The sequence below is a fragment of the Bacteroides sp. MSK.20.12 genome, assembly GCF_019052435.1.
Lineage (GTDB): Bacteria > Bacteroidota > Bacteroidia > Bacteroidales > Bacteroidaceae > Bacteroides > Bacteroides xylanisolvens.
In genome coordinates this window covers 41,645-52,764 of sequence record NZ_JAHQVH010000043.1, presented here as the reverse complement: position 1 = coordinate 52,764, position 11,120 = coordinate 41,645, and the positions used below count along the sequence as shown (strand labels likewise).

General features: G+C 45.4%; 9 protein-coding genes. 6 read left to right on the top strand and 3 right to left on the bottom strand.

The features are described from left to right. Positions 1-139 precede the first annotated feature (139 nt). Positions 140-577 carry a DUF6078 family protein gene (locus tag KTR06_RS19165; RefSeq protein ID WP_117809427.1) on the bottom strand — a complete coding sequence of 146 codons (438 nt, stop codon included), beginning with the start codon at positions 575-577 and terminating at the stop codon, positions 140-142. A 137-nt stretch (positions 578-714) separates the two neighbouring features. Here KTR06_RS19165 and KTR06_RS19160 point away from each other — a divergent pair, with 137 nt between their 5' ends. From KTR06_RS19160 to gldH, 6 genes are all read left to right on the top strand, one after another. Then, positions 715-2,811: a BT4734/BF3469 family protein gene (locus tag KTR06_RS19160; RefSeq protein ID WP_217290711.1), complete on the top strand. Its 2,097-nt coding sequence runs from the start codon at positions 715-717 to the stop codon at positions 2,809-2,811. Positions 2,812-3,056: 245 nt separating this feature from the next. After that, positions 3,057-3,569, top strand: a complete 513-nt coding sequence (locus tag KTR06_RS19155; RefSeq protein ID WP_004304906.1) for a ferritin-like domain-containing protein — start codon at positions 3,057-3,059, stop codon at positions 3,567-3,569. Positions 3,570-3,755: 186 nt separating this feature from the next. Further along, positions 3,756-4,709: a methylenetetrahydrofolate reductase [NAD(P)H] gene (metF, locus tag KTR06_RS19150; RefSeq protein ID WP_004304907.1), complete on the top strand. Its 954-nt coding sequence runs from the start codon at positions 3,756-3,758 to the stop codon at positions 4,707-4,709. Position 4,710: 1 nt separating this feature from the next. Next, positions 4,711-5,835 (top strand): DNA polymerase III subunit, encoded by a 1,125-nt coding sequence (locus KTR06_RS19145; protein ID WP_004304908.1) that lies wholly within the window; start codon positions 4,711-4,713, stop codon positions 5,833-5,835. A gap of 15 nt (positions 5,836-5,850) precedes the next feature. Next, positions 5,851-7,365: a regulatory iron-sulfur-containing complex subunit RicT gene (locus tag KTR06_RS19140; protein WP_008776373.1), complete on the top strand. Its 1,515-nt coding sequence runs from the start codon at positions 5,851-5,853 to the stop codon at positions 7,363-7,365. Next, positions 7,343-7,816, top strand: a complete 474-nt coding sequence (gene gldH / locus KTR06_RS19135; protein WP_087322922.1) for a gliding motility lipoprotein GldH — start codon at positions 7,343-7,345, stop codon at positions 7,814-7,816. Before KTR06_RS19140 ends, gldH begins: the two co-directional genes overlap by 23 nt. A 2-nt stretch (positions 7,817-7,818) precedes the next feature. On the opposite strand, the gene rodA is transcribed toward gldH, so the two are convergent. Continuing rightward, the gene (gene rodA / locus KTR06_RS19130) at positions 7,819-9,276 is read right to left on the bottom strand and encodes a rod shape-determining protein RodA (protein ID WP_004304911.1); all 1,458 of its coding nucleotides are present in this window, start codon (positions 9,274-9,276) and stop codon (positions 7,819-7,821) included. Beyond that, a complete protein-coding gene (mrdA, locus tag KTR06_RS19125) occupies positions 9,257-11,119 on the bottom strand; it encodes a penicillin-binding protein 2 (protein ID WP_004324644.1) in 1,863 nt (620 codons plus the stop codon). Before mrdA ends, rodA begins: the two co-directional genes overlap by 20 nt. Between the last annotated feature and the right edge of the window lies 1 nt (position 11,120).

Below are 11,120 nucleotides of genomic sequence, written 5' to 3'. Positions count from 1 at the left end.
GATTCTGTGTAAGGAGTGTACTTCTTTTTTAATTCTTTCATGGGAATTTCGCATTTAAGAAGTGTCAACTTATTTAGTACACTACAGAAACGACAGCGAAACCGTAGCTAAAGATTTTCAGAGAAGGAGATATACAAGACTAACCCCAGTTATAATCCTCCACGTAACCGTCGAAATACTCATCCAGACTAACGCCAAGTTCCTTGGCTACGGCAATAATCCGCCGTTGTTCGACCGGACTAAGGTTCATGTCTCCCCTACGTTTCAAATAATAGTTCTTTCTACCCATATATTCAATCATACGATAGCGAAAGGCATCTGCCACACGAACCGTAAGAGCACTAATCGTACGCATAAAGCCGCGTGCATAACGCACTTTCTCATTGGAACGGTAATAATCACAAGCACTTTTCATCGCTTTCAGCCGGTTGGGGTTCATTATTGACAGGAAAACCCGCTCCGCCGGAGCATACTCTAAGGCGATATGCCGCAGACAAGTCGTGGCACGCGGACATTCTTCGGCTGCACACAAGCCGAAAGTATAAGGAACGATGGAATAATCGAATGGTTCTTTCATTGCTGTTTATCGGTTTTATTGTTATTAAATTCTACAAATGTACGGATAAAAAGGATAAACAGATAAAATATCCATGTTTATTTGCAAGAACGGGCAAATATGACTAACTTAGCAGAATATTATTAACAAAACAAAAGATGAAAATTACTCAATTAAGAGACAAGGACAAAACTACTGCGCTGACTACAATGGATATGGAAACGTGGATAGGAAAAACACGGACAGAAACAAAGACACAGCCTGTGTCCGCCTTCAGAGAAGTGTTGCGATATTCCCTGCCCGACTCACGCTGCTATGAAGCAGACAAGCTTCCGAAGATTCTTCCGGCTGCGGAATTCCGCAGGACGGAAGGTGGGAAACAAATGAAAAGTTATAACGGAATAGTAGAACTGACCGTCGGGCCGTTGTCAGGCGGCCCGGAGATTGCATTAGTAAAACAATTGGCATGGGAACAGCCGCAGACTCACTGCGTCTTTACCGGTTCGAGCGGACGGTCAGTGAAAATATGGGCGAAATTTACCCGCCCAGACAATTCGCTTCCACAGAAAAGAGAAGAAGCGGAGATATTTCATGCGCATGCCTATCGTTTGGCCGTGAAATGCTATCAGCCGCAAATTCCGTTCAGCATTTTACCCAAAGAGCCTAGTCTGGAACAGTACTCACGGCTGTCATACGACCCGGAACTTATGTACAGACCGGATTCCGTTCCGTTTTATCTGTCACAACCGTCAGGGATGCCCGAAGAACTGACTTATCGGGAAGCAGTACGCTCGGAAAAGTCACCGTTGACACGGGCCGTGCCGGGATATGACACGGAGCGCGCTGTATTCATGCTTTTCGAAGCGGCTTTGAGAAAGACCCATGAAGAAATCTACGAAGCGGAAGATGAAGGTGCCCCCGAAAGAGGGGAAGACTTTCAGGCTATGGTGACACAACTGGCTGTCAACTGCTTCCATTCGGGCATTCCCGAAGAGGAAACGGTGAAACGTACTATTTTCCACTATTACCTGCGCCGTCAAGAGGTGCTCATCCGCCAGCTGGTCAAGAATGTATATGAAGAACAAAAAGGGTTCGGAAAGAAGAGCAGCTTAGGGAAAGAACAGTACCTGTCACTCCAGACAGAGGAGTTTATGAACAGGCGCTACGAATTCCGTTACAACACCCAAGTGGGAGAAGTGGAATACCGCGAGCGGAACTCATTCCATTTTTACTTCAATCCTATCAACAAACGGGTGCTGAACAGTATCGCACTAGATGCGCAAGCCGAGGGTATTCCGCTATGGGACAGGGACATAAGCCGGTATATCTACTCCAACCGCATCCCCGTATTCAATCCGTTGGAAGATTTCCTCTACCATCTCCCCGTCTGGGACGGCAAAGACCGTATCCGCGGACTGGCACAAACCGTTCCCTGCGAAAACAAGCATTGGGTAGACTTGTTTCACCGCTGGTTTCTCAACATGGTCATGCACTGGCGTGGGACAGATAAGAAATATGCGAATAATGTTTCGCCCCTGCTGGTAGGCCCGCAAGGTTGCCGTAAATCGACATTCTGCCGCAGCCTCATCCCGCCCGCCATGCGTGCATACTATACGGACAGCATCGATTTCTCACGAAAGACGGATGCCGAATTGTATCTCAATCGTTTTGCGCTCATCAACATTGACGAGTTCGACCAGATCAGCGCCACCCAACAAGGATACCTGAAACATATCCTGCAAAAACCGATTGTAAATATGCGCAAACCTTATGGAAACGCCGTACTTGAAATGCGCCGTTATGCTTCATTCATCGCAACGAGCAACCAAAAAGATTTGCTGACCGACCCTACGGGCAGCCGCCGCTTTATCTGTATCGAAGTAACCGGAACGATAGATACAAACAAGGCGATAGATTATGAACAGCTTTACGCGCAGGCCATGTATGAGCTCGACCACGGCGAACGTTACTGGTTCGACCAGTCCGAAGAGCAGATTATGACCAGAAGCAACCGTGAATTTGAACAAGTTTCGCTCGAAGAACAGTTGTTTTACCGTTATTTCCGTCCGGCCAAAGAGAAAGAGGATGGCGAATGGCTCTCACCGGCGGAGATTTTGGAAGATATAAAGAAAAGCAGTGCCATACCGTTGTCAAACAAGCGGGTAAGTGTGTTCGGGCGAGTTCTCCGTAAACATGAAATCCCGTCGAAACGTGTACACAGAGGTACTGTCTACCATGTTGTACGAGTTTTATAAGACCAACAGATGCGTTGCAGATACTACATCTGCAACGTATCTGCAACAGGTATCTGCAACGCTGTAATACGTTTATTTTCAATAAGATAATTCAATTTCGTTGCAGGTGGCAGATAAAACAGCACTTTACAAACTTATGTGTAGGTAAAGCTATCTTTCTGTTAAATTCTCAATGAGCCATAAACAAAAATCCCGCCTGTCTGTTACATTGGCAACTTAAACATAGTAACCTAAACATAAAAATTATGGCTAGAGAAAGTGTAAAAATTCTACAAGGGAAACTAGATGTAGAAAGTTTAATCGCACAGTTGAACGCAGCATTAGCTGAAGAATGGTTGGCATACTATCAATATTGGGTAGGTGCATTAGTAGTGGAAGGTGCCATGCGTGCCGATGTACAGGGTGAATTTGAGGAACATGCCGAAGAAGAGCGCAGACATGCGCAACTGCTCGCTGACCGTATCATTGAGTTGGAAGGAGTTCCGGTGCTCGACCCTAAGCAATGGTTTGAGTTGGCAAGATGCAAATATGATGCTCCGCAGGGGTTCGACTCTGTCAGTTTGCTGAAAGACAATGTAGCTTCCGAACGCTGCGCAATCCTTCGTTATCAGGAAATTGCAGATTTTACCAATGGGAAAGATTTCACTACCTGCGACATCGCCAAACATATTCTTGCCGAAGAGGAAGAACATGAACAGGATTTACAAGATTATCTGACGGACATCGCCAGAATGAAGAAATCATTCCTCGACAAGTAAATTCTAATATAATAATTAGGCAAAAGAGGGTGTATCCTGCAGGGGATATTCCCTCTTTTATCTATTATAGTACGATAAAAACAAAACTATTTTAGAGTAAATCAAGAAGAAATCTTTCTTTTTTCGTATTTTTGTCCCAATATGCACGTTTAATCCAAATAGATAACGAACATTAGCAAAAAAAGAATGAAAGTAATTGATTTAATACATAGCAACAAGAAAACTGCTTTTTCTTTCGAGATACTTCCACCGCTGAAAGGAACGGGAATAGAAAAGTTATATCAAACAATCGATACGCTTCGGGAATTTGACCCGAAATATATCAATATCACTACTCACCGCAGCGAATATGTGTATAAAGACCTCGGTAACGGATTGTTTCAGAGAAACCGCTTGAGAAGGCGTCCAGGAACGGTTGCCGTGGCTGCCGCCATCCAGAACAAATACAATATTACGGTAGTCCCGCATATTTTGTGCAGCGGATTCACACGTGAAGAAACCGAGTATGTGTTGCTCGACCTGCAATTTCTGAATATCACGGAATTACTGGTGTTGCGTGGTGACAAAGCGAAACATGAGTCGGTATTTACACCGGAAGGTGACGGTTATCATCATGCTATCGAGTTGCAGGAGCAAATCAATAATTTCAATAAAGGTATTTTTGTGGATGGTTCGGAGATGAAAGTCAGCAGTACGCCATTTTCTTACGGGGTGGCTTGTTATCCGGAGAAGCACGAAGAAGCGCCTAATATCGAGACTGACCTTTACTGGCTGAAGAAAAAAGTGGAGAACGGGGCGGAATATGCCGTGACACAGTTGTTCTACGATAACAGGAAATATTTTGAATTTGTGGAGCAGGCGAAGGCGGCAGGTATCAATATACCTATCATTCCGGGAATCAAACCGTTCAAGAAGCTGTCTCAATTGAGCATGATTCCAAAGACTTTCAAAGTGGACTTGCCGGAAGACTTAGTGAAAGAGGCTTTGAAATGCAAGAATGACGCGGAAGCCGAGCAAGTAGGTATCGAATGGTGTGTAGCCCAGTGCAAGGAGTTGATGGCTCATGGAGTACCAAGTATTCATTTCTACTCTATCGGAGCAGTAGACAGTATCAAAGAAGTAGCCAAAATCATTTATTGATATGTTTTTCAGAGACGTAATCGGACAAGAAGAAATCAAGCAACGGCTCATTCAGGAAGTGAATGAGGGGCGTATTCCACATGCCCAGCTTATTTGCGGACCGGAAGGGGTCGGGAAAATGCCGTTGGCTATTGCATACGCACGTTACATCAGTTGCACCAATCGGGGGGAGACTGATGCCTGCGGAACATGTCCGTCCTGCGTGAAATTCAATAAACTGGTGCATCCCGACGTACATTTCGTATTCCCTATCGTGAAAAGCGCAAAGGGGAAAAAGGAAGTATGCGATGATTATATAGCCGACTGGCGACCGTTTGTTATCAATCATCCTTACTTTAATCTCAATCACTGGTTAGGAGAGATGGATGCGGAGAACTCACAAGCATTGATCTATGCCAAAGAGAGTGACGAGATTCTGAAAAAACTTAGTTTGAAATCCAGTGAAGGGGGATTTAAAATTACAATTGTATGGCTGCCGGAAAAAATGCATCCGGTGTGTGCCAACAAACTGCTGAAGTTGCTTGAGGAACCGCCCGAAAAAACGGTTTTCTTATTGGTATCGGAAGCGCCGGACATGATTCTGCCCACTATCCTAAGCCGTACCCAGCGCATGAATGTACGGAAGATTGATGAAGCCAGCATCGACCGGGTATTACAGACGAAATATAACATTTTGCCTGCCGACAGTATTTCCATTGCCCATCTGGCAAACGGGAATTTTATCAAGGCACTCGAAACAATTCATTTGAATGAAGAGAACCAGTTGTTTTTTGACTTGTTTGTCAGCCTGATGCGGTTGTCTTACCAACGGAAAATCAGGGAGATGAAAATGTGGAGCGAGCAAGTGGCGGGCATGGGACGTGAACGTCAGAAGAACTTCCTGGAATATTGCCAGCGCATGATTCGGGAGAATTTTATCTTCAACCTGCACCAGCGCAATTTGACGTATATGACGATTAATGAACAGAATTTTGCAACCCGCTTTGCGCCTTTTGTCAACGAACGTAACGTGATGGGGATCATGGACGAATTAAGCGAAGCGCAACTACATATAGAACAGAATGTAAATGCTAAAATGGTATTCTTCGACTTCTCGCTGAAGATGATTGTACTGTTGAAGCAATAATAAATATATAAACTTATGGAATATAAACTTCATAATGGAAGCGGTGGCCTTTGCTGCAAAGGATGCTCCCGACAAGATAAAAAGCTGAACACCTACGATTGGCTGGCGGACATTCCGGGCAATGCGGAAGAGAGTGACATGGTGGAAGTGCAATTCAAAAATACCCGGAAGGGATATTTTCGGAACAGCAACAAGATTAAACTGGAAAAAGGAGATGTAGTTGCCGTTGAAGCGGCTCCCGGCCATGACATCGGCGTGGTTACATTGACCGGCCGGCTCGTTCCCCTACAAATGAAGAAAGCAAACTTCAAAGCAGATACGGAAATCAAGCGTGTCTATCGGAAAGCCAAGCCGGTAGATATGGAAAAATTCAACGAAGCCAAAGCCAAAGAACACGCTACGATGATTCGTGCGCGTCAGATTGCGTTGAATCTCAATCTGGATATGAAAATCGGAGACGTGGAGTATCAAGGGGATGGCAACAAAGCTATTTTCTACTATATTGCCGATGAGCGGGTAGACTTCCGGCAACTGATTAAAGTATTGGCCGAAGCATTCCGCGTACGTATCGAAATGAAACAAATCGGTGCCCGTCAGGAAGCAGGACGCATCGGCGGTATCGGCCCTTGCGGACGCGAACTTTGCTGCGCTACGTGGATGACGAGCTTCGTCTCTGTTTCTACCAGTGCAGCCCGTTTTCAGGACATCTCATTAAATCCGCAGAAACTTGCCGGACAATGTGCCAAGCTAAAATGCTGCCTGAATTATGAGGTGGACTGTTACGTGGAAGCTCAAAAACGTCTCCCTTCGAGAGAGATAGAACTGGAAACGAAGGATGGTACTTTCTATTTCTTCAAAGCAGATATTCTAAGCAATCAGGTTTCTTATTCTACGGATAAAAACTTCCCAGCCAACCTGGTCACCATCAGCGGCAAACGTGCGTTCGAAGTAATCTCCATGAATAAGAAAGGGATGAAACCGGACAGCTTGCTCGAAGAAGAAAAGAAACCGGAACCGAGAAAACCAGTTGATTTGCTGGAACAGGAAAGTGTTACCCGTTTCGACCGCAGCCGGAATAATAAAGAGGGCGGCAATAACGCTAACCGGAATAATAAAAAGAAGAAGAAAGGAAACAATAATAACGGAAACCGCCCGCAACAGCAAGCAGAAGGCGGCAATCGTCCGCAACAACCTCAACGGGAAAATGAAAACCGCCCGCAACAGTCAGAAAACGGCAACAGAGGGGAAAGAGACAACCGCCCGAGAAATAACAATAACAACAACCGGAACAGAGGACAGAACCAAGGACGGAACAACGAAAACAGACGTCCGGAAAGAGGATCAAATCAGGAACGTCCACAAGGACAGGAACGGTCGAATCAGGAACGTCCGCAGCAACAAGACCGTCAACGCGAACAGCAAGGACAGGAACGTCAAGAACGTCGTCCCAACCACGAGCGTCCTTCTAGGCCGGAAAGAAATCAGAATCAGGAGAAACAGTCAACTAATGAAAAGCCTACTCAAGAATAGTATATTGAGTCTATTCAGCGCTTGCTTACTGACAGCCTGCAATGAACATACAGTGTATCACTCTTATCAATCCCTTCCCAACAAGGGATGGGGAAAGAGTGATACACTCTCTTTTCAGATTCCCATAACTGACAGCGTTCCCACTACTCTCCGGCTTTTTGCGGAAGTCCGCAACAGTATCGAATATCCTTATCATGACCTCCATTTATTTATCAGTCAGAATCTACAGGATTCTACGGTATGGCGCACTGATACCATTACTTTCTGCCTGGCTGACTCTACCGGAAGATGGACGGGACACGGATGGGGAAGCATTTACCAATCGGAAACTTTTATTACATCTGTTCGCCCTTTACATCCTGCAAATTATACTATTAAAATTATGAGCGGAATGAAAGATGAAAAGTTACAAGGATTGAGCGATGTAGGTATCCGTATTGAGAAGCAGTAAGATTAGAGTCTTCTGCCACGTCCTGCATCAATGCGCAGGAAGATAAACAGCAATATCGTAAATCCCCATAAAGAAGAACCTCCATAGCTGAAGAAAGGCAATGGAATACCGATAACCGGAGTTAACCCCAGCACCATACCGATATTAATAAATAAGTGGAAAAGGAAAATACTGACAACCGAATATCCATAAACCCGCCCAAAGTTGGAAGTCTGCCGTTCGGACAGGAAGATTAATCGTAAAATCAAAATCAGGAAAGCCAACAGGACAGCAGCCGAACCGACAAATCCTTGCTCCTCACCCACTGTACAGAATATAAAGTCGGTATCCTGTTCGGGCACGTACTTTAATTTTGTTTGCGTACCATTCAGGAACCCTTTTCCTGTCAACCCACCGGAACCGATGGCAATCTTGGACTGATTCACGTTGTATCCGGCACCGGTCAAATCTTCTTCCAAACCGAGCACTACTTTGATACGGACTTGCTGGTGAGGTTCGAGCACATTATCAAATACATAGTTACTGGAATACAGGAAGCCGACAGAACCGATTGTAAACAGGGCAATCAGAAAATAAGTACGCTGCCGCTCACTTAATGCCAAATAAATCAGATAGCCTATCACCACAATACAAAGTGCCCATTGCACCCAAACGAGGCTAAAATGTACCCAATATTCGGATATTAAATAAGCAATCAGTAATATAGCCAAACTTCCACCAATGATATTGCGGGTGGCAGACCATTTCTTGCGATATACCCACACCATACCACCGGCAAATAATAAGATCAATAGTAATACGATAAATTCTCCCAATGGTGTAGGAGTATCGGCGATAAAGACTTCATCAAAACGGATGCCGACCACAAAGTAGATTACCGCACATACGCCTGCAAAAAGCACTACCCCCGGCATTCCTTCACGATAAAGAACCAGAAAAAAAGCAAGATAAACCAATGCGGACCCTGTCTCCCGCTGACCGATAATCAATAACATCGGAAGAAGAATGATGAATCCCAGGATAAAGGCACACTTTTCTTTCTTGATACTAAATGAATAAGAGTTCATGTATTTAGCCAACGCCAAGGCCGTAGCGAACTTGGCAAACTCGGCGGGTTGCAGGCTCACAGGCCCCATGACAAGCCACGAGCGTGACCCTTTGGTGTCCGGTGCTATGAAGATGGTAACAATGAGCAAGAGAATCATCCCCACATATATAATGTACGCGAACATATCATACATACGGTCTTCCAGCATCAACAGCACGAATCCGAGCCCGAAGGAACAGATAATCCACACAAACTGCTTGCCGGCACGGGTCGAGAAGTCGAGGAAGTCGCGTTCGCCATAGTCATAGCTGGCTCCGCAGACGCTAAACCATCCGCCAACAATCAGGAGCAGGTAAATAAAAATCGTTACCCAGTCCAGCGTTTTCCACAAACTATCGTTCCTCGTTACCATATAATATCACTCTGTTACTAAATTCTTCCGCCCTCAACTCGTTCTCCGGCGAGAGCTTGCCTTTCAAATACTGTTCCATCATCAGTGCGCCGAAAGGAACTCCGTAAGTAGCCCCCCATCCGCCGTTCTCTACATAGACAGCAATAGCTATCTTCGGTTTGTTCATCGGAGCAAAGCCCATAAATACCGAGTGGTCGTGTCCGCGGTTCTGCGCAGTACCCGTTTTTCCACAGGCTTCCAAATCCGGAACCATCACTGACAGCATACGACAAGTTCCTCCGGTGGCTGCGCCACGCATCCCTTCTACGACTGATTCATAATGTCTTTTCTCAATAGTGGTATAACGTGGTACGCGATAGATGCTGTCCAACTGATTATCTTGGATTTCCTTTACAATATGCGGTGTCACAAAGTATCCTCTGTTAGCAATCGTTGCTCCCAGGTTAGCAATCTGAAGGGGAGTGGATAGAATTTCCCCCTGTCCGATAGAGATACTGATTACTGTCAGTCCGTTCCAATGTCCGCGATAGGCTTTATCGTAGAACTGCGCATTCGGAATCAAGCCCCGTTTCTCTCCCGGCAAATCAACTCCCAGTTTGTAGCCAAATCCTTGCGAAACCATGTGGTCTTTCCAGACCGTAATGGCGTTTTGTGGCGAACCGTATTTACGATCGCCAAACATACGGAACAATCCCCAACAGAAATAGGAGTTGCACGATGTAGCAATAGCCGGAATCAATGGCAGGGGAGATCCGTGAGCATGACAGCCTACTGTCAATCTTCCGTAATGGAATCCATGTGAGCAAGGGAATGCCGGACTTTGTTCGGTGATGATTCCTTCTTGCAGAAACGTCAGTCCTTGCGCTGTTTTGAACGTAGATCCCGGAGGATACACTCCCATCAGGGCACGATTCAAAAGCGGTTTGGTCATATCACGTTGCAAGGCCAGATGGTTCTTGCCACGCTGGCGCCCAATCATCAAATGCGGGTCATAATTGGGAGAGGATACCAGACAAAGGATTTCTCCGGTCTCCGGTTCAATAGCCACAATGCTTCCAATCTTATTCTTTAATAAACGTTCGCCCAGCATCTGTAAGTCAATATCCAAACTCAATGTCAGGTTCTTGCCGGGAACGGAAGGACGGTCATATTCACCATCCATATAATGTCCCTGGATACGACCGTGCGCATCGCGAAGCAGAATCTCAATTCCTTTCTCGCCACGCAGATACTTTTCATACGATTTCTCGACTCCTAACTTGCCGACATAATCCCCACGGATGTAGTATCCTTCTTCATCCGCTTCCATTTCTTTTGCGGAGACTTCTCCGATATCTCCCAAAGCATGGGCGGCAGCATTGTACGAATATTGACGGATGGTACGCCGTTGAATATAAAAGCCACGAAACTTAAACAGCTTTTCCTGAAAGACACCACATTCTTCCGCCGAAAGTTGCGACATAAACAACTGGTTGGTATAGCGGGAATACCCCGGATTGCGGCGACGGTCTTTCATATCGCTCATTATTTTGAGAAACTGTGCACGGGTGATATTCAGCGATTGGCATAAATCGAGTGTGTCCAGATTCTCTATTTCCTTTGGCACGATCGTTATGTCGTATGCCGGCTGGTTGAATACCAATAGTTTACCGGTCCGGTCATAAATAGCGCCACGCGAGGGGTATTGGATCTTATTCAGAAAAGCGTTACTGTCAGCATTCTTCTTGTAGTCATCGGTCGTGATCTGCAATACAAAAAGACGTATCAGATAAATCAAAACAATGGAGATAGCAATGCCTCCGATTACAAATTTGCGCTTCTCTAAGATATAATCTTTTGCCATC

Excerpts from the sequence above, each read along its gene's own strand:
- KTR06_RS19165 (WP_117809427.1), bottom strand. The coding sequence starts at position 577 with ATGAAAGAACCATTCGATTATTCCATCGTTCCTTATACTTTCGGCTTG.
- KTR06_RS19160 (WP_217290711.1), top strand. The coding sequence starts at position 715 with ATGAAAATTACTCAATTAAGAGACAAGGACAAAACTACTGCGCTGACT.
- KTR06_RS19155 (WP_004304906.1), top strand. The coding sequence starts at position 3,057 with ATGGCTAGAGAAAGTGTAAAAATTCTACAAGGGAAACTAGATGTAGAA.
- metF (WP_004304907.1), top strand. The coding sequence starts at position 3,756 with ATGAAAGTAATTGATTTAATACATAGCAACAAGAAAACTGCTTTTTCT.
- KTR06_RS19145 (WP_004304908.1), top strand. The coding sequence starts at position 4,711 with ATGTTTTTCAGAGACGTAATCGGACAAGAAGAAATCAAGCAACGGCTC.
- KTR06_RS19140 (WP_008776373.1), top strand. The coding sequence starts at position 5,851 with ATGGAATATAAACTTCATAATGGAAGCGGTGGCCTTTGCTGCAAAGGA.
- gldH (WP_087322922.1), top strand. The coding sequence starts at position 7,343 with ATGAAAAGCCTACTCAAGAATAGTATATTGAGTCTATTCAGCGCTTGC.
- rodA (WP_004304911.1), bottom strand. The coding sequence starts at position 9,276 with ATGGTAACGAGGAACGATAGTTTGTGGAAAACGCTGGACTGGGTAACG.
- mrdA (WP_004324644.1), bottom strand. The coding sequence starts at position 11,119 with ATGGCAAAAGATTATATCTTAGAGAAGCGCAAATTTGTAATCGGAGGC.